The 24,156-nt window shown below is 70.7% G+C and carries 21 protein-coding genes and 1 pseudogene; 14 read left to right on the top strand and 8 right to left on the bottom strand.

Annotated features, from left to right (window positions below; genetic code table 11):
* The first annotated feature begins 49 nt into the window (after positions 1-49).
* Positions 50-637 carry a TetR/AcrR family transcriptional regulator gene (locus OG963_RS16070; RefSeq protein ID WP_093773327.1) on the top strand — a complete coding sequence of 196 codons (588 nt, stop codon included), beginning with the start codon at positions 50-52 and terminating at the stop codon, positions 635-637.
* A 72-nt stretch (positions 638-709) separates the two neighbouring features.
* Here OG963_RS16070 and OG963_RS16065 read toward each other — a convergent pair whose 3' ends face one another.
* Positions 710-2,137, bottom strand: coding sequence for a PLP-dependent aminotransferase family protein (locus tag OG963_RS16065; RefSeq protein WP_093772365.1), 1,428 nt, complete (start codon positions 2,135-2,137; stop codon positions 710-712).
* A 47-nt stretch (positions 2,138-2,184) separates the two neighbouring features.
* Between OG963_RS16065 and OG963_RS16060 the strand changes: the two genes are divergently transcribed.
* The gene (locus OG963_RS16060; protein ID WP_030928833.1) at positions 2,185-2,667 is read left to right on the top strand and encodes a carboxymuconolactone decarboxylase family protein; all 483 of its coding nucleotides are present in this window, start codon (positions 2,185-2,187) and stop codon (positions 2,665-2,667) included.
* A gap of 54 nt (positions 2,668-2,721) precedes the next feature.
* On the opposite strand, the gene OG963_RS16055 is transcribed toward OG963_RS16060, so the two are convergent.
* Positions 2,722-3,870: a helix-turn-helix domain-containing protein gene (locus OG963_RS16055; RefSeq protein WP_319325849.1), complete on the bottom strand. Its 1,149-nt coding sequence runs from the start codon at positions 3,868-3,870 to the stop codon at positions 2,722-2,724.
* A gap of 182 nt (positions 3,871-4,052) precedes the next feature.
* Between OG963_RS16055 and OG963_RS16050 the strand changes: the two genes are divergently transcribed.
* Positions 4,053-4,979, top strand: coding sequence for a proline dehydrogenase family protein (locus OG963_RS16050; RefSeq protein WP_093772361.1), 927 nt, complete (start codon positions 4,053-4,055; stop codon positions 4,977-4,979).
* Positions 4,980-5,030: 51 nt separating this feature from the next.
* On the top strand, positions 5,031-6,662 hold the full coding sequence (gene pruA / locus OG963_RS16045) for an L-glutamate gamma-semialdehyde dehydrogenase (RefSeq protein ID WP_371799186.1): 1,632 nt from the start codon (positions 5,031-5,033) through the stop codon (positions 6,660-6,662).
* Between the two features lie 282 nt (positions 6,663-6,944).
* Here the strand turns inward: pruA and OG963_RS16040 are convergent, their stop codons facing one another.
* The 4 genes from OG963_RS16040 to OG963_RS16025 form a co-directional block, all read right to left on the bottom strand.
* A complete protein-coding gene (locus tag OG963_RS16040) occupies positions 6,945-8,774 on the bottom strand; it encodes a glycoside hydrolase family 97 protein (protein ID WP_093929510.1) in 1,830 nt (609 codons plus the stop codon).
* 223 nt (positions 8,775-8,997) lie between these two features.
* Complete coding sequence (locus OG963_RS16035) at positions 8,998-10,212, bottom strand: lysophospholipid acyltransferase family protein (RefSeq protein WP_371799185.1); 1,215 nt, start codon at positions 10,210-10,212, stop codon at positions 8,998-9,000.
* Positions 10,212-11,072, bottom strand: a complete 861-nt coding sequence (locus OG963_RS16030; protein ID WP_093772357.1) for a phosphatidate cytidylyltransferase — start codon at positions 11,070-11,072, stop codon at positions 10,212-10,214. Before OG963_RS16030 ends, OG963_RS16035 begins: the two co-directional genes overlap by 1 nt.
* A complete protein-coding gene (locus tag OG963_RS16025; RefSeq protein ID WP_093772354.1) occupies positions 11,069-11,641 on the bottom strand; it encodes a CDP-alcohol phosphatidyltransferase family protein in 573 nt (190 codons plus the stop codon). Before OG963_RS16025 ends, OG963_RS16030 begins: the two co-directional genes overlap by 4 nt.
* Positions 11,642-11,741: 100 nt before the next feature.
* On the opposite strand from OG963_RS16025, the gene OG963_RS16020 reads away from it, so the two are divergent.
* From OG963_RS16020 to OG963_RS16010, 3 genes and pseudogenes are all read left to right on the top strand, one after another.
* Complete coding sequence (locus OG963_RS16020) at positions 11,742-12,287, top strand: GNAT family N-acetyltransferase (protein WP_093929509.1); 546 nt, start codon at positions 11,742-11,744, stop codon at positions 12,285-12,287.
* A gap of 291 nt (positions 12,288-12,578) precedes the next feature.
* A pseudogene (locus OG963_RS16015) lies at positions 12,579-12,863 on the top strand (LysR substrate-binding domain-containing protein); the annotation flags it as partial.
* A gap of 184 nt (positions 12,864-13,047) precedes the next feature.
* The gene (locus OG963_RS16010; protein ID WP_093772350.1) at positions 13,048-13,176 is read left to right on the top strand and encodes a hypothetical protein; all 129 of its coding nucleotides are present in this window, start codon (positions 13,048-13,050) and stop codon (positions 13,174-13,176) included.
* Between the two features lie 15 nt (positions 13,177-13,191).
* Here the strand turns inward: OG963_RS16010 and OG963_RS16005 are convergent, their stop codons facing one another.
* Positions 13,192-14,754 carry a metallophosphoesterase family protein gene (locus OG963_RS16005; RefSeq protein ID WP_093772348.1) on the bottom strand — a complete coding sequence of 521 codons (1,563 nt, stop codon included), beginning with the start codon at positions 14,752-14,754 and terminating at the stop codon, positions 13,192-13,194.
* A 128-nt stretch (positions 14,755-14,882) separates the two neighbouring features.
* Between OG963_RS16005 and OG963_RS16000 the strand changes: the two genes are divergently transcribed.
* The 6 genes from OG963_RS16000 to OG963_RS15975 all read left to right on the top strand — a co-directional run bounded on the left by OG963_RS16000 (position 14,883) and on the right by OG963_RS15975 (position 21,659).
* Positions 14,883-15,923 (top strand): 3-isopropylmalate dehydrogenase, encoded by a 1,041-nt coding sequence (locus OG963_RS16000; RefSeq protein WP_093772345.1) that lies wholly within the window; start codon positions 14,883-14,885, stop codon positions 15,921-15,923.
* Between the two features lie 240 nt (positions 15,924-16,163).
* Positions 16,164-17,252: a branched-chain amino acid aminotransferase gene (locus tag OG963_RS15995; protein WP_093772343.1), complete on the top strand. Its 1,089-nt coding sequence runs from the start codon at positions 16,164-16,166 to the stop codon at positions 17,250-17,252.
* 293 nt (positions 17,253-17,545) lie between these two features.
* Positions 17,546-18,241 carry an urease subunit gamma gene (ureA, locus tag OG963_RS15990; protein ID WP_319325840.1) on the top strand — a complete coding sequence of 232 codons (696 nt, stop codon included), beginning with the start codon at positions 17,546-17,548 and terminating at the stop codon, positions 18,239-18,241.
* Complete coding sequence (locus OG963_RS15985) at positions 18,241-19,923, top strand: urease subunit alpha (RefSeq protein ID WP_371799184.1); 1,683 nt, start codon at positions 18,241-18,243, stop codon at positions 19,921-19,923. Before ureA ends, OG963_RS15985 begins: the two co-directional genes overlap by 1 nt.
* 19 nt (positions 19,924-19,942) lie before the next feature.
* A complete protein-coding gene (locus OG963_RS15980; protein ID WP_319738604.1) occupies positions 19,943-20,962 on the top strand; it encodes an agmatine deiminase family protein in 1,020 nt (339 codons plus the stop codon).
* 97 nt (positions 20,963-21,059) lie between these two features.
* Positions 21,060-21,659, top strand: coding sequence for a TetR/AcrR family transcriptional regulator (locus tag OG963_RS15975; RefSeq protein WP_093772335.1), 600 nt, complete (start codon positions 21,060-21,062; stop codon positions 21,657-21,659).
* Between the two features lie 12 nt (positions 21,660-21,671).
* Here the strand turns inward: OG963_RS15975 and OG963_RS15970 are convergent, their stop codons facing one another.
* Complete coding sequence (locus OG963_RS15970; protein ID WP_371799183.1) at positions 21,672-22,499, bottom strand: hypothetical protein; 828 nt, start codon at positions 22,497-22,499, stop codon at positions 21,672-21,674.
* Positions 22,500-22,668: 169 nt separating this feature from the next.
* Between OG963_RS15970 and OG963_RS15965 the strand changes: the two genes are divergently transcribed.
* On the top strand, positions 22,669-24,006 hold the full coding sequence (locus OG963_RS15965; RefSeq protein ID WP_030928781.1) for an MFS transporter: 1,338 nt from the start codon (positions 22,669-22,671) through the stop codon (positions 24,004-24,006).
* The last annotated feature ends 150 nt before the right edge of the window (positions 24,007-24,156 follow it).

Here is a 24,156-nt window from a genome sequence, read left to right as displayed (position 1 = left end):
TAGACGTGCGTCTTACACAAACGTCTGCATGCCGGGTACGCTGCTTTTCATGGGACACCGTGAGGATCTGCTCGAAGGCGCCAAGCGCTGCCTGCTGGAGAAGGGGTACGCCCGGACGACGGCCCGCGACATCGTCGCGGCCTCCGGCACCAACCTCGCCTCCATCGGTTACCACTACGGCTCCAAGGAGGCCCTGCTCAACCTCGCCTTCCTCAAGGTGACGGAGGAATGGGGCGAGTTGCTCACCAAGCAGCCGGACGATGCCGGGCGCGACGACGGTTCCCCCCGGGCGCCTCTCGACCAGTTCCGCGACGTCTGGGAGCAGGTGATCGGCAGCTACGAACGGACACGGGCCGTCTGGCAACTCCAGATGGAGGTCGTGTCCCGGGTCGACTCCGACCCCGAGCTGCAGAAGGCCCTGGCGGGCCCGCAGCGCGAAGGCCGGAACGGGCTCGCCGAGAACATGCTGGGCATCGACCCGGAGACCGACCCGGAGCGGGCGCGGGTCGCCGGGCTGTTCTGTCAGGCGCTGCTGGCAGGTGTGATGGTGCAGTGGATGATCGACCGCGACTCGGCGCCGTCGGCGCAGGACCTGACGGACGGGCTGAAGGCGGTGCTCGAGGGACGGGTGTCGTAGGCGATCGCGTGGTCGCGGCCACGCCGTGTCCTCCGTCGCCGGACGGGCTGAGATGTGCGCGACCCGGCCCGGTCAGGCGCCGGGCGGTGGTGGCAGGGCCCGGCACAGCGCCTCCAGGGCCGCGCCGTAGGCATGGTCCGGCGGCGTCGCATAGCCCACCACCAGACCGTCCTCGGCGGGCATGGTGGCGGCCGGATGACGGAAGTCGGCGAGTGGGTCCAGGCCGAGACCCTGCCAGGCGGCGGCCTTGACGGTGGAGCGTTCGGTGCCGGGCGGCAGTCGCAGGACGGCGTGCAGTCCGGCGGCGACGCCGGTGGGCGTGATGTGCGGGGCGTGTGCGGCCAGGGCGGCGACCAGCTGGTCACGGCGGTGCCGGTAGCGCTGCCGCATCCGGCGGATGTGCCGGTCGTAGTGGCCGGATTCGATGAAGTCGGCGAGCGCGAGCTGGTCCAGGACGCTCGCCCAGCCCTCGCGTTCCCCCTTGGCGGCCAGCACGGCACCGACGAGATGCTCGGGCAGCACCATCCAGCCCAGACGAATGGCGGGGGAGAGGCTCTTGCTGACGGAGCCGAGGTGGACGACCCGGTCCGGACCGAGGCCCTGGACGGCGCTCACCGGCTCACGGTCGTACCGGAACTCCCCGTCGTAGTCGTCCTCCAGGACCAGACCGCCACGGGTACGGGCCCAGTCGACCACGGCGGTACGCCGCTCCGGGTGCAGCGGACCGCCCGTCGGGAACTGGTGGGCCGGGGTGAGCAGCACACTCCGTACGCCCGGCAGTCCGGTCAACTCGCCGGTACGGGCCCCGTGTTCGTCGAGCGTCAGCGGGACCGTACGTACCCCGGCTGCGACCAGCAGCGAACGGTGGAAACCGAGCCCGTACGACTCCACCGCCAGTGGGCCGCGCAGCACGCCGCCGCCGAACAGCAGCCGGAGGGCGTGCGCGAAGCCGGAGCAGATCACGATCCGTTCGGGGGAGCAGTGCACCCCGCGGACACGCGCCAGATAGCCGGACAGCGCACGGCGCAGCTCGACGCGGCCCTGTGGGTCACCCGGGCCGAAGGCGTCGTTCGGCGCGGCGTTCACGGCGCGGCGGGAGGCCGCGAGCCATGCGGTACGAGGGAAGGACGCGGCGTCCGGCTGCCCTTGGCGAAGGTTGTGCACGGGCGGGGCCGGGCGGGACGGCGCCTTCTTCGGGATCCGGGCAGGGGTGGCGGCAGGGGCGCGGTGCGCGACCCGGGTGCCGGACCCCTGACGGGCGGTCAGCCAGCCCTCGGCGACCAGTTCGGCGTAGGCGTCGGCGACGGTGTTACGGGCCAGGCCGAGGTCGGCGGCGAGCGAGCGGTACGGCGGCAGCCGGGTGCCGGGCGGCAGCCGTCCCGCCCGGACCGCGTCGCGCAGCGCGCGGATGAGAACGGCCCGGCGACTGCCCGGACCTGCCAGCTCCAGCAGCAGGTCACTGCCGATCCGCTCCGCCGAATTGACCCATGATTCCGACATCGGAATGCACCCTACGTGAGGTCGCCCGGCTCCGTAGCGTAGTGGTCATGACGAACACCGAAGCAGTCACCCGAACCGCCCGAGTCGACTTCGCCAAGGCCGCCCCGAAGGCGTTCAGGGCCCTCATCGGCTTCGACGCCGCGGCGCGGCAGGGCCTGGACCCGTCGCTCGTCGAACTGGTGCAGATCCGGTCCTCCCAGCTCAACGGGTGCGCGTACTGCCTGCACATGCACACCAAGGACGCCCGCAAGGCGGGTGAGAGCGAGGAGCGGCTGCACATGGTCGCCGTCTGGCCGGAGGCCGCCCACTTCTTCACGGAGAAGGAACAGGCGGCACTCGCGCTCACCGAGGCCGTCACCCTGGTCTCCCGCGGCGGCGTCCCGGACGACGTCTACGCCCGCGCGGCGGCCCACTTCGACGAGCCCGAACTGGCCGGGCTGCTGGCCCTGATCTTCACGATCAACACCTGGAACCGCATCGCCCTGAGCACCGCGAAGGTGGCCGGTACGGATGAGCGGGGGGCCCGCTGACCGGCGGCGTTCCCCGGCCTCGTCGCAGGGGCGTCCGTCCGGGATGTCCAGCCCTCAGAGTCGCGCCCTCTTCAGGGCCAGGTGCAGCAGCAGCCGGTCCTCTCCGTCGTTCAGATCCAGACCGGTGAGCTGCTCGACCCGGGACAGCCGGTAGTACAGCGTCTGGCGGTGGATGCCGAGTTCGGCCGCCGTGCGGCTCGCCTGGCCCGCGCAGTCGAGGAACACCTCGGCGGTGCGGGCCAGGTCCGTGTGCGGCGGGGTGAGCAGGGGGCGCACCGCGGGGTCCGGGGTGGTGTCCGGCGTCGGGGGGAGTGCGGTCAGCAGGCGGTACGGGCCGATGGCCGACCAGTCGGCGACCGGGCCGAAGCGCGACTCCGCAGCCGCCGCGCGGGCCGCCGCCGAGGCCTCGTGCCAGGCCGCCGCCAGCTCCGGCAGGCCCCGGCGCGGGAGCGCGACCCCGGCGGTGGCGGTCCGGCCTGCGTTGGTGCGCAACCGGTCCGCCGCCGCCGTCGCCGGGTCCAGTACGTCGGGGGAGCGCAATCGGATCAGCGCGGCCAGCGACAGGGTGCCCGCCCCGGCCGGTGACGGGACCGTCGACAGTGCCGCCGCGGACGGCACCGTACGGGCCGACGGGGTCTCGTCCGGCCACGGGGTCACACACACCACCGTGTGCAGCCCGTCCGCGTCCGGGCCCAGCGCCTCCCGCAGCGCGGCCACCGCCATGTCGTGCTGCCAGCCCCGGCCGGCTGTCAGCACCGCGCCGAACTCCCGGGACAGATCCGCGCCGGCCCGCGCCTCGTCGGAGAGCAGCGCCCCGATCCTGGCCGCCACGTCCATCGCCGCGGTCAGCTGTCCGTCGGTCGGTCCGGGGTCCGCGTCGAGCAGCCATACGTACCCGAGGACGACACCCCGATGGCGTACCGGCAGACAGATACGGCCGCGGAACACCCCGGCCTCCGGAGCGGCGGGGATGCGGACCGGGCCGGTGGCGCGGGCGATGCCGAAGCCCTCGAACCAGGAGCGGACCGCGGGTGTGGAGCGACGGGTGAGGATCGACCGGGTGCGGACCGGGTCCATCGCCATGTCGTCGTCGCTGTCGTGCGCCCCGAAGGCGACCAGGCCGAAGTCCCTGTTCTCCAGTGTCGCGGGGGCGCCGAGCAGCGCGGAGATCTCGTCGACCAGCTCCTGGTAATCGCCCTTCACCCGACCATTCTCCCACCCCTTCAGACATATGTCTGAGATCCAGGACATGGATGCGTGACAGCTGTCGATGGCACAGGATCGGAGGGATCCTTAGATTTCACGGTGGTTCTCCGTGCTGTACCGGTCTGATTCAGTTCCTGCCGGTTCGGCCCTCGTTCATATCTTTCCGTTGGAGGTGCCCCGTGCTGGCTCCCGTGATCCTCGCTGCGTCGCGCAGTGACAAGATGCGCCGTTTCATCTCGGCCGCTCCGGGGACCAAGCAGGTCGTCGACCGGTTCATCGCCGGCGAGACGGTCGAGCAGGTCGTCCCGATCATCAAGGACGCCACCGGGAAGGGCCTCGAGGTCACCCTCGACGTCGTCGGCGAGGACATCACGACGCCGGAGCAGGCCACCGCCGCGCGCGACGCGTACCTGGAGCTGATCGACCGCCTGAAGGACCTCGGCCTGGGCACCAGGGCCGAGATGTCCATCAAGCTCTCGATGTTCGGCCAGGCGCTTGAGGGCGGCCACGAGATGGCGCTCGCCAACGTCCGCCCGGTCGTCGAGGCCGCCGCCGCGATCGGCACCACGGTCACCCTGGACGCCGAGGACCACACCACTCTCGACTCGATGTTCGCCATCCACGAGGAGCTGCGGAAGGACTTCCCGCAGACCGGCTGTGTCATCCAGGCCTACCTGTTCCGCACCGAGGACGACGCCCGCCGCCTCGCCGCCGCCGGCAGCCGGGTCCGCATCGTGAAGGGCGCCTACAAGGAGCCCGCCTCCGTGGCGTACCAGGACAAGGCCGAGATCGACAAGGCGTACGTCCGCATCCTGAAGACCCTCATGGAGGGCGAGGGCTACCCGATGATCGGGTCCCACGACCCGAGGCTCATCGCCATCGCGCAGGAGCTCGCCCGCAAGGCCGGGCGCAAACTGGACGAGTACGAGTTCCAGATGCTCTACGGGATCCGCAGCGACGAGCACGTCCGGCTCGCGGCCGAGGGCCACCGGATGCGTGTCTACACCGCGTACGGCACCGACTGGTACGGCTACTTCATGCGCCGCCTCGCGGAGAAGCCGGCCAACCTGCTGTTCTTCGCCCGCTCCATCCTCACCAAGGGCTGACCCGCCCGCCCCGCTGCCCCCACCCCGCTGAAGCAAGGAGACAAGGCACTCATGGACGCTGTGACCCAGGTCCCCGCGCCGGTCAACGAGCCGGTCCACTCCTACGCCCCGGGTTCCCCGGAGCGCGCCCGTCTGGAGGCGAAGCTCAAGGAGCTCGCCGAGAACCCGATCGACCTGCCGATGACCATCGGTGGCGAGAAGCGGATGGGTGGCGGCGAGCGTTTCGACGTCGTACAGCCGCACAACCACAAGGCCGTCATCGGTACGTTCGCCGGAGCCACCGAGCAGGACGCCCGGGACGCGATCGACGCCGCCCTCGACGCCGCCCCGGCGTGGCGTGCGATGTCGTTCGACGACCGCGCCGCGATCATCCTGCGCGCCGCCGAGCTGCTGTCGGGCCCCTGGCGCGAGACGCTGGCCGCCTCGACCATGCTCGGCCAGTCGAAGACCGCCCAGCAGGCCGAGATCGACACCCCGTGCGAGCTCGTCGACTTCTGGCGCTTCAACGTGCACTACGCGCGCCAGATCCTGGCCGAGCAGCCCCCGGCCAACTCCCCGGGTGTGTGGAACCGCATGGACCACCGCCCGCTGGAGGGCTTCGTCTACGCGATCACGCCGTTCAACTTCACGGCGATCGCGGGCAACCTGCCCACCGCCCCCGCTCTCATGGGCAACGTCGTGGTGTGGAAGCCGTCCCCGACGCAGACCCACTCCGCCGTGCTGCTGATGCAGCTCCTGGAGGAGGCCGGTCTGCCCAAGGGCGTCATCAACCTGGTGACCGGCGACGGCATCGCCGTCTCCGAGGTCGCCCTGAACCACCGCGACCTGGCCGGTATCCACTTCACCGGCTCGACCCCGACCTTCCAGCACCTGTGGAAGACGGTCGGCAACAACATCGCCAACTACCGCACCTACCCGCGTCTGGTCGGCGAGACCGGCGGCAAGGACTTCGTCGTCGCGCACCCCAGCGCCGACCGCGCCGTCCTGAAGACCGCGCTGACCCGTGGCTCCTTCGAGTTCCAGGGCCAGAAGTGCTCGGCCTCCTCCCGGGCGTACGTCCCGGCCTCCATCTGGAACTCCGGTTTCAAGGAGGAGTTCGCGGCCGAGGTCGACTCCATCACCATGGGTGACGTCACCGATCTGTCGAACTTCATCGGCGCCGTCATCGACGAGCGTGCGTTCGCCAAGAACAAGGCCGCGATCGACCGGGCCAAGGCCGATGATTCCTGCACCGTCGTCGCAGGTGGCACGTACGACGACTCGGTCGGCTACTTCGTCCGTCCGACGGTCGTCGAGTGTGCCGACCCGGCCAACGAGGTCTTCACGACCGAGTACTTCGGCCCGATCCTCGCGGTCCACGTGTACGAGGACGACAAGTACGACGAGATGCTGGAGCAGATGGAGTCGGTCTCCGACTACGCGCTGACCGGCTCGGTCATCTCGGGCGACCGCGCCGCGGCCGCGTACACGATGGAGAAGCTCCGCTACGCGGCGGGCAACTTCTACATCAACGACAAGTCGACCGGCGCCGTCGTCGGCCAGCAGCCCTTCGGTGGCGGCCGTGCCTCGGGCACGAACGACAAGGCGGGCGCCCCGCAGAACCTGCAGCGCTGGACGCTGACCCGCGCCATCAAGGAGACGCTGGTCCCGCCGACCAACTACACCTACCCCCACCAGGGCTGACGCCCTCCGGGGTGCGGCACACCCGCACCCCGCCACAGATCCCGCCCCCGCCCGGCTCCCCCAGCCGGTCGGGGGCGGATTCCATTTCCGCCCGTCGGTACAGGAAGCATCGGCGCAGGAAGCGCTCCACCACCACGTCGCCCGCCTCGGCCGGCCGGCCGCAGCGGTCCAGCACCTGCCGACAGCGTCCGCGGGCACCCTGCTCGAGAACAGTCGGTGCGCCCACGGACAGCGGCCCGCGCCGCCGGGTGAGCCGTCGGGTGATCCGGACCCGCTACCGGTTCAGCGGTCGCAGGAGGTACGGCCCGGGGACCAGCGGCAGGCCACCGCGGCGAAGCCGCCGTCGGAAACCACATCCACCGACAGCGCGTCGCCGCCCCGCACGGTACGGGCCGTGCGCACCGGTCCCGCCGGTCCGTCCGTCAGCGTCTCGACCAGCCAGCGTCCGGATCCGATCCGCAGCGGCACCTCGGCGGTGTGCGCCGCACCCGCGTACACACCGCCGATGAACCACCTGTCGCCGGACCGGCGGCCCAGCACCGCACTGCTCCCCGGCTCCCCGGCCAGCAGCCGCGTACTGTCCCAGGCGTCCGGCAGCTGCTCCAGGAAGTGCCGGGCCTCCGGGCGTGCCTCGTACGACTCGGGTGTGCCCGCCAGGTTCTGGATGCCGGACTCGTACAGGACGGAGAGCCCCAACTCGCTCGCGTCGGAGCCCGCGTTGGGCCGGTTCGGGCGTTGGAAGGCGCCGGGCGTGAAGTCCATGGAGCCGATCACGTTGCGCGTGAAGGGGAGCGTGGTCAGGTGCTGGGCGGTGTTCGCCTTCTTCTCCTCACCGTTGACGCCCTCCAGCGACATGACGTGCGGCCAGGTGCGCTGGATGCCCTTGGGGATCGTGGAACCGTGGAAGTTGACCAGGAGGTGGTGGGCCGCCGTCTCCGGGAGGATCCGGTCGTACCACTGGAACGTCTCCTGCGCCTCCGAGTCCATGAAGTCGATCTTCACGCCCTTGACGCCCCACTTCTCCAGCGTCGGCAGCCACTGGGCCCGCTCCTCGGCGGTGTCGAGGTCGCGGTGATGGATCCAGACCTGGATGCCCACGCCCTTCTCCTTTCCGTAACGCACCAGTTCCGGGATCCAGCTGTGGGTCTGCCAGTCGGGGTCGGTGACGTCCCACTGCGCCGGGTCGAAGTACCAACCGGCGTCGACGACGGTGTACGGCCAGTGGCGGGCGGCCGCGTAGTCGACGTATCCCTTCTGCATCTCCAGGCTCTGTCCCGCCGGACGGCCGCCGGCCAGCCAGGTCCACAGGGCCCGGCCGGGCTTGATCCAGGAGGAGTCGCGGACCTTGGACGCCGGGGCGAGGTCGTCCGTGAACGTCGACTCGGTGACGGTCGCCAGGTCGCCGGTGACCACGGCGCGCCACGGGGTGGTGAGCGCACCGGTTGTCTGCACCTGCGCGTCCCAGAGCTTGACGCGGTAGGTGGAGGACCCCGCGTCGTGGGCCAGTCGGGCCCCGGAGTAGCTGCCGGTGAGATCGGACTCGGCGACCAGGGCATAGCTGCTCCCGGTACGGAACAGTGCCTGCATCATGTACTCGCCGGCCGGGGCGCCGGCCGCCGTGTACGCGTTGAACAGGTTCTCGTTGTCCTTGCGGTAGTCGCCGAGCCAGGCGGAGGAGCCCTCGGGCAGGGTGAACGCCGAGGCCTCCCGCAGTACGTCGCCCGTGCCGCCCGGCAGGTCGTACCGGTACGCGACCCCGTCGGCCGACGCCCGCACGACCACGTCGAGCCGGGCGCCCGCCCCGGTGCGGAAGCGGAAGCGTGCCTCACGCATGTGTACGGTGCGGTTGCGGGTCTTGCCCGCGGCGGTTCGGTAGTGCTCGCGGACCGTACGGTCGCTGCGGCCGAGGAACGACAGGCCGGTGGAGAGGTCGGCCCGTTCGGTGACGATACCGACGGGCGAGGGGGCGAGCACGGTCTCACCGGCGCGGGAGACGGACAGGTCCAGTGCCCCGCTCGCCCGGTCCAGCCGCAGTTCGGCGGTGGGCCCGTCAGGTCTGTCCCGTACCGTCCATCCGGCCTCCGCGGCGCGCGCGTCGACGGTGAGCAGCATCGTCGACGCGAGGGCGCCGCAGAGGACGATCGAAAGTGTCCTGATCCGGTTCCGTAATGACACGGGTCCTCCCTCAGTTCACGGTTCATATGACGGATCATTGATCCGATGATTGGGAGGATGATGGGCCCCTGAGGGGCAGTCAAGGGTCCTGACGGGTAATACATCGGATCACTTGTAGGGATGACTGAACGACGTCCAGGATCTCCTGCTGTGTCGGTGTTCAGTGCCAGCCATGCACGATGAGCGACAGTCCGGCCGCGAACCCGCAGCCGAGCAGTACCAGATACCCTCCGTACTGCCGCCGGTGACGCCGCATCAGCAGCCCGAACCCGGCGAAGCCCAGTCCCACCGTCAGAGTCCGTGAACCACGCGCCGTCGCCGACGCGGCGAGCCACTCCGCCGTCCCGGTCCCGGCCCGGCCCGCCTCGGCGCCGTACACCTTGAACGGGATGCCGTTCCACGGCTGGTGGCGCACCGCCGAGGCCCCCTCGAGCGCCAGCTCGTGCCGGACCTCGGCCCGCATCCGCTCCGTGGTCAAAGGTGCCGGCAACTGCACTCCCACGGAGGTCAGTTGGACGGCGAGCAGGCCGCCCGCCAGGCTGCCCGCGAGCGCGCCGAGGGACATCTTCAATGCCGTGCGCGGCACCGCCGCGCACGCCACCGCAAGCAGCAGCTCCGGCATCAGCGGCCAGCTCAGCGCCTCCGCCGCCGCCCAGCAGAACGCGAGCGGCAGACCCCACCGCGACGTGACGACCGCCGCCACCCGGCGCCGCGTCACCGAATCCCGCAACGGCTCGGCCGTCGTACACGCGTGCAGCGCCACGACCGCGTCACGGGCCTTCTCCGGGGTGACCGTCGGGGGCAGCGGATCGCCGATCGCCACCCGGACCAGCGACGAACGCAGCCGCCCGTGCTTGGGCAGCAGCCGGTCCGTCCCGCCGATCCCCACCGGCACGACCGGAACCCCCGCCCGCTCCGCCAGCACCAGCGCACCCCGGTGGAACGAGCCGAGCTCGCCGTTCCTGCCACGGGTGCCCTCGGGGAAGAGGACGACCGCCCGGCCTGCCCGCAGCTCGTCCGCCATGGACAGCAGATCGTCCATCCCGCCGCCGCTGCGCCGCACCGGGAACCCGGCCGCGAGCCTGCGGCAGATCCGGCGCCGCCAAGGCGAGCCGAACCAGTAGTCCGCCGCAGCCCCGATCGCCGGGGTGTGCCGGGCGTCGAGCGCTGCGAGCAGCGCGGCCGTGTCGGCGTGCGAGGAGTGGTTGGCGACCACCACACAGCCGCCCCGCGGCAGTCGGCCCCGCCGCTCCACCCCGCCGGTGAGGCTGAGGACCCCCCACCACAGGCCGCGGCGGACCGCGGCGGAAAGGCGGGAGCGTACCGGGAGCACGGACGGGACACCCTGGCCGTCGGTGCGCTCGAGCGTCGTCATCACACCGTCACCATCGTCAGGAGAAGGGCCACCAGCAGGGAGTCGATCCGGTCGAGCAGGCCGCCGAAGCCGGGCAGCCAGCTACCCGCGTCCTTCACCCCGGACTCCCGCTTGACCATCGATTCCAGCAGGTCACCCAGGACACAGCCGCCGAGCACCGCACCCCACAGCGGCAGCGCGAACGCGCCGATGAGCAGCAGGAGCAGCGCCGTTGCGACCGCCGCGCCCATCACCCCCGCCCAGGTCTTGTTGGGGGAGAGCGGCGACAGCGGCCGGGACAGCGGTCCGCGACGACCCATTGCCGTACCGCCGCACCAGGCACCGACATCGCCGAGCGCCACCGCCAGGCCCACCGCGACCCCCGTCCCGCCGAGCGTCACCAGGCCGGTCAGTGCGACCGGGATCCACAGCAGTCCGAACGCGGTACGGGCGGTGCGGGTGAAGCCGGATCTGTCGTCCCCGGCCAGCAGCGAAGGAACCGCGGCGGCGATCAGCAGCAGAGCCGCCGCCCGCAGGTCGAGGAGGTGCGGTGCCAGCCACGCGAGGGCCGGGAGGGCGACCGCCGCCGTGACGAGCACCGCATGGTCCCCGCGTGCCGACCCCGCCATCCGGACGAACTCGCTCACCGCGATCACCCCGAGCCCCGCGGCCAGGACGAACGTCCCGCCGTCGCCCAGGAGGTACGCCCCCAGGAAGACCGGTGCGACCAGCGCCCAGGTCCGCCACCGCCTGCGCAGCTCGGCGCGCATCCGGACCTTCGACGGCAGTACGGCGACGGCGACCCCGCCGGCCCCCAGCACGCCGGCGACCAGCGGCACGGCCCGCGCCGCCGCCTCCTCGGCGATCAGTGCCGCGCTCATGCGAGGTCCCGCCACAGCCGGACCAGCCGGACGGCCGCGGTCAGCAGCGAACCGACGGCGATCGCGGCCAGGACCGGAACCACCCAGCCGCTCGCCGCCGCGACGACGACCAGCAGGCAGCGCTCGGTCTTGCCGACCGGGCCGCCGTTGCGCCGGGGCGCGCCGGCCGCCGCGCCGGCCAGCGACACCCAGGACGGCAGGGTCGCCGCGAGCCCGGCCGCCGCCACCAGCCACAGCGGGGCGAGCGTCAGGAAGCCGGCCAGCATCAGCAGATCGGCCGCCCGGTCGCCGAGTTCGTTGAGTACCGCACCGCGCCGGGTGGTCCGGCCCGTCTCGCGGGCCAGCGCCCCGTCGAGGTTGGCGAAGGCGAGCCGGGCGGCGAGCAGTACGGCGACCGGCAGGGCGGCGAGGCCGGTGGGCAGCCAGGCCAGTGCGGCGGCGGCACCGGCCGCCGAGGCCACACCGGCGGCGGTGAGGGTGTCGGGCGACACCTCGCGGCGGACGAGCGTGGCGCGGACACCGGAGAGCCGGTCCGCGTACCACGGCTTCAGAGCGTAGAGGCCGTTCATGGGCTCAACTCTCTTTCGGCGCGCACCTCTTCGACACGTGGCAGGTACTCATATGCGCACTGAGTACCTGTTGGCGCAGGTGCCTGAGAGGCTGGGGGACATGACTGAGCCGTTGTGGCACACCGTGCACACCTACGAGCTGACCCCGACCGCCCGCGACGGGATCCGCGCCTTCCTCGACACCGCCTTCGAGGGCGGCTTCAGCGACGACGACTGGGACCACACCCTTGGTGGCATCCACACCTACGCACGCGACGACAGCGGGCTTCTCGCGCATGGGAGTGTCGTCCAGCGCCGGGTGATCCACGCTCACCGCTCGTACCGCGTCGGATATGTCGAGGGCGTGGCGGTCCGCGCCGACCGGCGGCGCGAGGGACTCGGCGACCGGGTGATGACGGCGTTGGAGGCGGTCATCGACGGGGCGTACGCCTTCGGGGCACTGTCCGCCTCCGACACCGGGGCCGCGCTGTACGCGGCGCGCGACTGGCAGGTGTGGCAGGGGCAGATCGGCGTGCAGGGGCTGAGCGGCGTGGTGCCGCTGCCGGACGAGGAGGGCAGCACGTACGTCCGTGGCGCGGCCGGACGCCCGCTGCCCTCCACGTCCCGGAAGTTGATCTTCGACTGGCGTGACGGCGATGTGCTGTGACGGGACCTACCGCAGCGCCCCGCGTCCCGGGCCGCGCGGCGCTGCAAGCGCAGGGGACACGGCTGGAGCCGCTGCGGGCAGGGCCTGACCGTCGGGGCGTGACCGTCAGATCCTGGCCGGTCAGCCGCTGATGCTCGCCGCACCCGTCTCGATGTGGCCCGTGTACCGGCGCGAATAGGCGAGACCGTTGTCGCCGTAGTTGTCCTGCGCGTTCTGGTAGACCTTCCAGCTGACCCCGGCCCGCTCCAGGGCCTCGCCCGGGCCGGGAGAGGGGCCGGCGGCGACGCGGCGGAGTTCGAGGACGACGGAGCGGCGCTCTCGATGGTGTCCGGTGGTCTCGGAACGACGATCATGCCGCGGCTCTCCCTGGAGGGAGTACCCGACGACGTCGGGATCACCGATCTCGGACCGGAACGGCCGAGCCGGTCCTTCGGCTGCCTCACCGTTCCTGAGCAGGCACGATCCCTGGCCGTGCGGGCCCTGATCCGAGAACTGCGGGTGGGTGACGCCAAACCTCCGTCTCAGATAGTAGGAAGTCCGAGTAATTGTGGAGACAGACCGGCCGGGCTGCCCTAGCTTTGTAGAAGCCGAACGTCTCGCTAGATCCAGCGACCGGCGGTCGTGAGTACGTGCCCCTGTGCAGGCAACCCCTGCGGCACCCGCTCCCCGCCCCTTCCGGCGCCTCGAAATCCCGATCTCGAAATCACGTTCACGATTTTTCGATCTCGAAATCCTCGCGATCTCAAGGAGTCGATCCACCATGGCCGAGACGACTGTCCGCCGCGTCCGTCACACCCACCGCCCGACCGAGTCGGAGCGCCAGAATGCCGCCGCCGCCCTGCAGCGAGCCCTCGACCGCAGGGACAACGGCGGCTCCACCGGTCACTGAGACCGGGGCTTCAGCTCATCCGCGGCTGATCTCGAAGTGGTCGATGCGCTCGCCCGACTCGGCGAGCGCGGTGACCTTCATCCGGGCGTGCCGTCCGGGCTCGACCTCGACCGCGAGGAACGAGAAGCCGGTGTAGCGCACCCGCGACCACTCCACGGTCTCGGTGGCCCTGCCACCGCCCTTGACCACGTGGTACGTGTTCACGCTCTCCTGGTCCTTGACGTGCCCCTCGTACGTGTCCGGCGCCGGGAAGTCGTACAGCGCCTTGCCCGCGCCGCCCGCCGTGACGTACACGATGCCGTCCCGCGTCGGGTCGGTGCGCTCGCCGATCGGCACCTTCCGCGCGACCGCGTTCTTCAGGATCGCGTCGGTGCGCTCGTAGACGTGGTTGTGGCCGTTGATGACCAGGTCCACCTGGTGCTTCTCGAAGAGCGGCACCCAGGCGTCCCGCACCCCGCCGTCCGAGGCGTGCGCGTTGGTCGTCGAGAAGGCGCAGTGGTGGAAGAACACGACGATGAAGTCGATGTCGTGACGGGCCCGCAGCTCACCGAGGCGCCGGTCGAGCCAGCGGGTCTGTCCGCCGTCGCTGATCCCGAAGTTGGCGGGGATCTCGTACGAGACGTCGTTGGCGTCGAGCGCGACCACGCCGACATTGCCGTGCACGAACGAGTAGGCGCCGGGCTGGCCCACCGGGTCGGGGCCGTTGTCCGGCAGCGACCAGCGGGCGTTCTGGCCGCCGTAGCCGTCCGGCGAGTACCAGGCCTCCATGTCGTGGTTGCCGGTGGTCACCATCCAGGGCACGGTCTTCGACACGGTCTCCGTCTGCGCCAGGAACTGGTCCCAGGTGCGGGCGTCGTACGTGTCGCTCGTCTGGCCGGAACCGGACGGGTCGGCGTAGCAGATGTCGCCCGCGTGCAGGTGGAAGGCCGGGTTCTGGCCCAGGATCAGCTGGTCGTTGCCGAGGGCGTGGTAGCTGACGCCCTGGTCGCCGAAGGCGGTGAAGGTGAAGGGCTCGGCGTGCGAGGGCGCGGTGGTGAAGGTGCCGAGAGTGCCCAGGTTGCGGGTGTCGGCCGGGTCGAAGCCGTCGTGGCCGACGCCGTAGTAGTACGTCGTGCCGGGTTGCAGCCGGTCCAGTCCCGCGTGCACGTAGAACTGCTCGGCGGCCGCGATCTTGCCGTCGTTCAGCAGCGGGGTCGTCAGATGCCGCACCTCGGCGTCGATCTTCCGGCTCAGCGCCCACGGCTTGAGGCCGATCCGGATGTACGGGCGCCTGACGGCGAACGGAACCTGCCAGGAGATCCGCATCTGCGTCTTCGGGTCGGCGCCGTACGCGAGATGCCGGCCGAACGGGGCGACGAGCGAACCGTCCACCTGGGTGGAGGAGCTGCGCGAGGAGAGCACGGTGGGCGCGGCGTAGGCGGGCGAGGCGGCGAGTCCGGCGCCGACGACGGCCGCGGTCGCGGCACCGGCGCGGAGCGCGCCACGCCGGGTGAGCCGGGTGCGCAGGTAGTCGTGCTGCTCAGCCATGCTCATTCGGTCGGCGAGCTTCTCGGGAATGCCGAAGCGAGGGATGTCCATGGCCAGAACATCCACCTGTCGGCTGACGCCTTGCCTTCGAATGGATGAACGGTACACGTACAGCTCCCCATGTGTCCGTATGGTGGACGTGAAATGTCATGGGGTGGGACGAGCAGTAAGGTGCCGACATGTCTCGCAGCATCAATCTCGCAGTGATCCCTGGTGACGGTATCGGCCAGGAGGTCGTGGCTCAGGGCCTCAAGGTCCTCAATGCTGTTCTCCCGCAGGATGTGAAGCTGGAGACCAAGGAGTTCGACTTCGGCGCCAAGCGCTACCACGCGACCGGTGAGACCCTCACCGACGCGGATGTCCAGGCGCTCAAGCAGCACGACGCGATCCTGCTCGGCGCGATCGGTGACCCCTCGGTCCCGTCGGGCGTCCTGGAGCGCGGTTTCCTGTTGAAGCTCCGTTTCCTCTTCGACCACCATGTGAACCTGCGGCCGTCGAAGCTGCTTCCGGGTGTCGCGACCCCGCTCAAGGGCCAGCCGGAGATCGACTTCGTCGTGGTCCGCGAGGGCACCGAAGGTCCGTACACCGGCAACGGCGGCTCGATCCGCACCGGCACCCCGCACGAGGTCGCCACCGAGGTCTCGGTCAACACCGCGTTCGGCGTCGAGCGTGTGGTCCGGGACGCCTTCGCCCGCGCCCAGGCCCGCCCGCGCAAGAAGCTGACACTGGTCCACAAGAACAACGTGCTGACCTACGCCGGGCACCTGTGGACCAACATCTTCAACAAGGTCGCGGCCGAGTTCCCGGACGTCACCACCGACTACCTGCACGTGGACGCGGCGACGATCTTCCTCGTCACGCAGCCCGAGCGGTTCGACGTGATCGTCACCGACAACCTCTTCGGCGACATCATCACCGACCTCGCCGCGGCCGTCTCCGGCGGCATCGGCGTCGCGGCCTCGGGCAACATCAACCCGAGCGGTGAGTTCCCCTCGATGTTCGAGCCGGTCCACGGCTCCGCCCCGGACATCGCGGGTCAGGGCAAGGCCGACCCCACGGCCGCGATCCTCTCCGTCGCCCTCCTGCTGCGCCACCTCGGCTACGAGGCCGAGGCCGCCCGCATCGAGGACGCCGTCTCCGCCGACCTGGCGGAACGGGGCGACACCCCTCGTACGACCTCGGAAATCGGCGACGCGCTCGCGGTACGCGTAGCCGGCTGACCCGACGACTCCACTTCGAAGCCGCCGGGTCGCAACCGCACCCGGCGGCTTCTCCTGTGTGGTCCCGGGTGCCACCATCGATCCCTGGACCGCATTCACGTCATTTCGTGCACGGCCCCCGTCGAGCCATAATCGAACGGGGCCGTGGCTTGCGATAAAGCTCGGACGTCCTAGCACCTGTCTGACAGGAGCGGCGTGAGCGCGGTCCCTCCACACAAAACCGGTGAAGGACACGCACTCATGACGACGACCACGATCGAGCTCAAGCCTTCTTCCACCCCGCTGTCCGACGCGGAGCGCGAGGCGATCCTGGCCAACCCCGGATTCGGCCGCTACTTCACCGATCACATGGTGATCATCAAGTGGACCGAAGGCCGCGGCTGGCACGACGGCCAGCTCGTCCCCTACGGCCCGCTGTCCATCGATCCCGCCACCAACGTCCTGCACTACGCGCAGGAGATCTTCGAGGGGCTCAAGGCCTACCGCCAGCCCGACGGATCGGTGGCCACGTTCCGCCCCGAGGCCAACGCCAAGCGCTTCCAGCGCTCGGCGCACCGTCTCGCCATGCCCGAGTTGCCGGTGGAGACGTTCATCGAGGCGTGTGACGTGCTGGTCCAGCAGGACAAGGCGTGGGTTCCGGCGCACGGCGGCGAGGAGTCGCTCTACCTGCGCCCGTTCATGATCGCGTCCGAGGTCGGCCTCGGTGTGAAGCCTGCCAACGAGTACCTCTTCATCGTCATCGCCTCGCCCGCCGGCGCCTACTTCCCCGGTGGTGTGAAGCCGGTCTCCATCTGGCTCTCCGAGAACCGGGTCCGTGCCGTCCCCGGCGGCATGGGCGACGCCAAGACCGGCGGCAACTACGCCGCGTCCCTCCTCGCCCAGGCCGAGGCCGCCGAGAAGGGCTGCGAGCAGGTCGCGTACCTCGACGCGGTCGAGCACAAGTGGGTCGAGGAGCTCGGCGGCATGAACCTGTACTTCGTGTACGGGGACAAGATCGTCACCCCGGCCCTGACCGGCTCGCTGCTCGCCGGTGTCACCCGTGACTCGCTGCTCCGGGTCGCCCGTGACCTCGGCTACGAGTCCGAGGAGAGCCGCGTCTCCATCGACCAGTGGCGCGCCGACACCGAGAACGGCACTCTCACCGAGGTGTTCGCCTGCGGCACCGCAGCCGTCATCACCCCCGTCGGCATCGTCAAGTCCGCGGGCGGCGAGTGGACCCAGAGCGGCGGCAAGCCCGGCGAGGTCACGATGAAGCTGCGCGACCGGCTCCTCGACGTCCAGCGCGGTATCGCGGAGGACACCCACGGCTGGATGCACCCGCTCGGGTGATTCGCGGTCCCGTACGACTTCGCCCGCCCCGGTAGCCGCCAGGGCGGGCGAAGTCGTTTGTGTGCGGCCGTCGCACGCGGGTGACAGAGCAGGCGGCTGTCGGGACGAGGTTGCGTACAGCGCTGAGCCGGCTCCGGGACGGTGTCGCTTCCGTGCGGATCCACCGGTATGAGGCGACCCCTGTCCGACGATTTGAGTACCGCTCTATGTGAGGCTGAGTACGACGCCTCGTAAAGGGTTCTCCTGTAGGAAATTCATGATTAGAGTGATGCTCAAACAGGAGGTGTGGTGACGTGCGACTGACCCCGACCGAGCGCGACCGGCTGCTGCTGTTCGGCGCCGCCGAACTGGCACGGGCGCGCCGCGCGCGTGGACTGAGGCTCAATATCCCCGAGGCGACCGCGCTCATCGCGGACACCGTCTGCGAGGCGGCCCGGGACGGGCGTCGGCTCGCTGAGGCGATCGAGGCCGCGCGCAGCGTGCTGGGACCCGACGACGTCCTGCCCGGCGTGGCGGACGTGGTCACGGAGGTGCATGTGGAGGCCGTCTTCGACGACGGATCCCGGCTCGCCGTCGTCTCCGACCCCATAGGTGCCGCCGCCGGTGTCCGGCCGGCGGACGCCGCGCCCGGCGCCGTGCTGCCCGCACCGCCGCACGCCGAGCCCCGGCCCGAGCTGCGGCTGACCGTGCGCAACACCGCGTCCGTCCCGGTCAGCGTCACCTCGCACTTCCACTTCTTCGAGGCCAACCCGCGGCTCGACTTCGACCGGGCCGCGGCGTACGGAATGCGGCTGTGCGTCCCCGCCGGAGCGTCGGTCCGCTTCGATCCGGGTGGCGAGAGCGAGGTCGGCCTGCTGCCGATCGGCGGCGCCCGGATCGCGATCGGCTTCGCAGGCCTGGTCGACGGTCCGCTGGACGCGCCCGGAGCGAAGGAAGAGGCCCTGCGGCGTGCGGCGGCCTGCGGCTATCTCGGAGCGGAGGACGCCTGATGGACCCCTACGCATACGCATCGGTCCACGGTCCGCGCGCCGGCGACCGGGTCGTCCTCGGCGACTCCGGCCTGGTGGTGCGCGTCGAGTCGGACGCGCAGGCGCCCGGCGACGAGTTCCTGGCCGGCTTCGGCAAGACCGCGCGCGACGGCCTGCACCTCAAGGCCGCCGCCGTACGCGACACCTGTGACGTCGTCATCAGCAACGTGCTGGTCATCGACGCGGCGCTGGGCATCCGGAAAGTCTCCATCGGCATCCGCGAAGGCCGGATCAGCTCGATCGGACGGGCCGGGAACCCGGACACGCTCGACGGTGTGGACGTCGTCGTCGGTACGGGTACCACGATCGTTTCCGGCGAGGGCATGATCGCGACGGCCGGTGCCGTCGACACCCATGTCCATCTGCTCTCGCCGCGCATCATGGAGGCCTCGCTCGCCTCCGGTGTCACCACCGTCATCGGCCAGGAGTTCGGCCCGGTCTGGGGTGTCGGTGTCAACTCGCCGTGGGCGCTGCGCCACGCGTTCAACGCCTTCGACGCCTGGCCGGTCAACATCGGCTTCCTGGCCCGCGGTTCGTCCTCGGACGACGCGCCGCTGGTGGAGGCACTCGCCGAAGGCGGCGCGTCCGGCTTCAAGGTGCACGAGGACATGGGCGCGCACACCCGGGCGCTCGACACGGCCCTGCGTGTCGCGGAGGAGCATGACGTACAGGTCGCCCTCCACAGCGACGGGCTGAACGAATGCCTCTCCGTCGAGGACACCTTGCGCGTCCTGGACGGCCGGACGATCCACGCCTTCCACATCGAGGGCTGCGGTGGCGGCCACGTACCGAACGTCCTCAAGATGGCGGGCGTCCCGAACGTGATCGGCTCCTCCACCAACCCGACCCTCCCGTTCGGCCGGGACGCGGTCGCCGAGCACTACGGGATGATCGTCTCCGTACACGACCTCAAGACCGACCTGCCCGGGGACGCCGCGATGGCGCGGGACCGGATCAGGGCCGGGACGATGGGTGCCGAGGACGTGCTGCACGATCTCGGCGCGATCGGCATCACCTCGTCGGACGCCCAGGGGATGGGGCGGGCGGGGGAGACCGTACGCCGTACCTTCGCCATGGCCGGGAAGATGAAGGCCGAGCTGGGCCCGATGGAGGGCGACGGCGCGCACGACGACAACGCCCGGGTGCTGCGCTACATGGCAAAGCTGACCATCAACCCCGCCATCGCACACGGTCTCGCGCACGAGATCGGGTCGATCGAGGTGGGCAAGCTCGCCGACATCGTGCTCTGGAAGCCGCAGTACTTCGGCGCGAAGCCGCAGCTCGTGCTGAAGTCGGGCTTCCCGGCCTACGGAGTGACGGGCGACCCCAACGCCGCGACCGACACCTGTGAACCCCTGGTCCTGGGACCGCAGTTCGGAGCGTACGGAGCGACCCCCGCAGACCTCTCGGTGGCCTTCGTGGCAAAGGCCGCGACCGAGCTGGGCTCCGATCTGATGCCGACGCGACGGCGCAGGGTCGCCGTACGCGGCACCCGCGGGATCGGCCCGGCCGACCTCCGGCTCAACTCCCTTATCGGGGACGTGGCGGTGGACGGACGGAGCGGCCTGGTCACGCTGGACGGTGACCCGGTGCGCTCCGGACCCGCCGAATCGATCTCCCTCAACCGCCTCTATTTCCTGTAAGAACGAGGAGTCCGACGACATGACCTTCCGCATGCCGCCCGAGTGGGCCCCGCACGAGCGCACCTGGATGGCCTGGCCGGGGCCCAACGTGACGTTCACCGGTGACGACCTCGCCGAGTCCCGCAGGGCATGGGCGTCGGTGGCCCGCGCCGTACGCCGCTTCGAACCGGTCACCATGGTGGTCGGTCCCGGCCAGGCGGAGGGCGCCCGCGCCGCACTCGGCCCGGACGTCGACCTGGTAGAGCGCGAACTGGACGACGCCTGGATGCGTGACATCGGTCCGACCTTCGTCACCGACGGCAGCCAACTTGCCGCGGTGGACTGGGTCTTCAACGGCTGGGGCGCACAGGACTGGGCGACCTGGGAACACGATGCGAAGATCGCCCGCCACGTCGCGGATCTCGCAGGGGTTCCCGTGCACAGTTCGCCGCTGGTCAACGAGGGCGGCGGCATCCACGTCGACGGCGAGGGCACCGTCCTGCTCACCGAGACCGTCCAGCTCGGCAAGGAACGCAACCCGGGCTGGACCAAGGACATGGTCGAGGCCGAGATCCACTCCAGGCTGGGCACCACGAAGGCGATCTGGCTGAAGTGCGGTCTGACCGGCGACTACCCGCCGCACGGCTTCGGCACCCTCGGCCATGTCGACATCGTCGCCGCGTTCGCCGGCCCCGGAGTCGTCGTCGTCCACACCCAGCCGGACCCGTCCCACCCCGACCACGAGCTCTGCATGGAGAACGTGGAGATGCTCAGGTCCCGGACCGACGCCCGGGGGCGTCGCCTGGAGGTCGTGGAGGTCCCTGCCCCGACCGTGGTGCGGGACGAGGACGGTCACTGGGTCGACTACTCGTACATCAACCACTACGTCTGCAACGGCGGCGTGGTGCTGTGCGGCTTCGACGACCCCCGCGACGAGATCGCCGCGGGCATCTTCCGCCGCCTCTACCCCGAGCGGACCGTGACCCTGGTCGACGCACGTACGATCTTCGCGGGCGGTGGAGGCATCCACTGCATCACGCAGCAGCAGCCGAGGGCCTGATGGATTCCATGGAGAGCGACGTCCGGTACGCCGCACGGGGTCACGCGCTCCGGCGCATCCATCCGGTGCCGGACGGCTGGACCGCGGGAGCCCTCCGATGACCCCCGGCCCGCGCCGCCGCAACACGGCACCGCCCCGGGAGGAGGTGCTGGCCGCCGCCATGGCCACCATCGCCGAACGCGGTCTGGACGGGCTCACCATGGCCGGTCTCGGCCGTGAGGTCTCCATGAGCAGCGGGCATCTCCTCTACTACTTCCGCACCAAGGACGAGCTGCTGCTGCAGGCCCTGGAGTGGAGCGAGGGCAGGCTCGGAGCGCGGCGGAGGGAACTGCTGGCCCGGCAGATCCCGGTCCGCGAGCGGCTGGACGCGTACGTGGATCTGTACATCCCCGACGGCCACCGCGATCCGCACTGGACGCTCTGGCTGGAGGTGTGGAACCGCTCGCAGAACGCAGACGCCGAGGCGCGTGCCCGGCAGGCCGCGATCGAGCGGGCCTGGCACCGGGACCTGGTGGCGCTGCTGGCGGAGGGCGCGTCACGCGGGGAGTTCCGGGCCGTCGACGCCGAGCGGTACGCGACCCGGCTGCGCGCACTGCTCGACGGGTTCAGCATCCATGTGGCGATCGGCCTGCCGGGCACCGACCGGGGCGGAGTTCTCGCCCATGTACGGGAGTTCCTGGACGAGTCGCTCGCCTGACGCCGCCGCCCGTCACCGCTGAGGCAGTCGGCTGCGCATCAGCGCGAGCGCGTCCTCGGCGCCCTGGCGGATCTGTTGCTCCACCTCGGGCGGCCCGGACAGATAGCTGGTCATCACGGTGGCGCCGGTGCGGCCGGTCAGCAGGACATAACGGATGTCCGCGGCCGAGCCGTCGCTGTACGTGACCAGCGTGCCCTGCTCGGACGCCAGGTCGTCGAAGCCGGTCAGGTCCGGCGGAGTGGTCTCGCGGATGTCTTTCCAGCGGGCCTCGCCGTCCCGCTGGTCGGGGCAGCGGCCGACGGCGTCCTCGCCGTCGGCCAGGAACGTCTTCGCGGTGGCGGTGTCTGCGTACACCCGGATCTGGGAGAGCCCGTTCTCGTAGGGCGCGGCCTTCTGGGACCGCCGTCCGAGCGCGGCCAGTGTGCCAGTCCTGTTCCGTTTCGCGGCGAGTGTGCAGTTCTCCTGCACCACTGTCTCAGCCAGCGGATCCTGTTCGTACGGAGTGGACCTGACGAACCCGCGGCCCCAGTCCGCAGGGGTCAGTGCGGCGCTCCGTACGACTGTGTGGGCCTGCGGGGTCGTGGTCGCGCCGGTGCCCGCAGGGGTCGAGGAACCACCGGCCGGATCGTCGCCGCCGACGGCGCGCAGCAGCACGGCCAGCCCCAGCGCCACCACCGCCGTGCCGACGGCGATCAGCACCAGGTTGCGGGGCGAGCGCCGGCCGGAAGGACCCCGGCCCGAACCGTCGTCCGGCCCCGGCCCCGGCCCGGGTCCGGGACCGGGCGGTGGCGGTGGTGACAGCGGGCCGGACGGCGGGCCGGTGGGCGGCTGCGAGGTCACCGTGGATCCCTACCACCGGCAACCGCGCCGCCGCGCCGCCGATCGGGTGGGCCGCGCCGCCCCGTCGCGGCTGTTCGCCCGGCCGTGAACGCAACGCACGTAAGTACGCATGATCGTTGCCCTATGCACTCTTGTTACGTCCGTGGCCGTTGGGGCACGGTGACAGACCATGGGACGAGAGCAATGGAAGAAAATCTGGGTCGGCTCCGCCGGCAACATGGTCGAGTGGTTCGACTGGTTCGTGTACGCGACCTTCGCGGTCTACTTCGCGGACTCGTTCTTCCCCGAAGGCAATGAGACCGCGAATCTCATGAACACCATGGGCATCTTCGCCGTCGGCTTCTTCATGCGGCCGGTCGGCGGCTGGCTGCTCGGCCGGATCGGTGACCGCAAGGGACGCAAGGCCGCGCTGACCCTCACCGTCACCCTCATGTCGGCCTCCGCGATCCTCATCGCCGTCGCGCCGACCTACGCCGTGGCGGGGTACGGCGGCGTCGCCGTCCTGCTGGTGGCCCGGCTCCTCCAGGGACTCTCGGTCGGCGGTGAGTACGCGGCCAGCGCCACCTATCTCACCGAGGCGTCGGCACCCCACCGGCGCGGTTTCGCCTCCAGCTTCCAGTACGTGTCCATGACCGCCGGACAGCTCGTGGGCCTCGGCCTCCAGATCGTCCTGCAGCGCAACATGTCCGACGCGGCGCTGCACAGCTGGGGCTGGCGCATCCCGTTCGTCGTCGGTGCGCTCGGCGCGGCCATCGTCTTCTATCTGCGCCGTTCCATGCTGGAGACCGAGGTGTACGCCGAGTCCGACGCGGCCGCCCAGCAGGACCGGGGCACACTGAAGGCGCTGTGGAAGCACAAGCGCGAGGCGTTCCTGGTGATGGCGCTGACCATGGGCGGGACGGTCGCCTACTACACGTACACGACGTACCTCACCAAGTTCCTCTCCAAGAGCGCCGGCATGGAGAAGTCCACCGCCTCACTGGTCAGCTTCTGCGCCCTGTTCGTGTTCATGTGCATCCAGCCGCTGGCGGGCATGGTCTCCGACCGGGTCGGCCGCCGCCCGCTGCTGATCACCTTCGCCGTCGGCTCCACCTTCCTGACCGTGCCGATCATGACGATGCTCAAGAACGCGGGGACCTTCTGGCCCGCGTTCGGCCTGGCGCTGCTCGCTCTGGTCGTCGTCACCGGCTACACCTCGATCAACGCCTGTGTGAAGGCCGAGCTCTTCCCGACCGGTATCCGTGCACTCGGCGTCGCCCTCCCGTACGCCCTCGCCAACGCACTCTTCGGCGGCACCGCCGAATATGTGGCGCTCTGGTTCAAGGACGCGGGCATCGAGTCGGGCTTCTACTGGTACGTGGCGGGCTGTGCCGCGGTCTCCCTCGTCGTCTATCTGACGATGCGCGAGACTCGCGACATCGACCTGGGCCGGGTCGGCGCGGCCGACCCGAAGGCCGGGCAGACGACGGATCCGTCCGGGGCGACGAGCGTCACGCCCGCATCCTGAGACGGGCGAAGGCACGGAGGCAGTGCTGTGCGAGACTGCCTCCGTGTCCTTGTTCGTCATGATTATTGGCAACAGGCGCGCCGGTCCGCAGTGACCGTCCCGTACCACCAGATGCGGAGCGGCCACCGTGCCCCAGACCCGCGCGCAGAC

The sequence above is a fragment of the Streptomyces sp. NBC_01707 genome (assembly GCF_041438805.1).
Lineage (GTDB): Bacteria > Actinomycetota > Actinomycetes > Streptomycetales > Streptomycetaceae > Streptomyces.
This window is presented reverse-complemented; position numbering and strand designations above follow the sequence as displayed.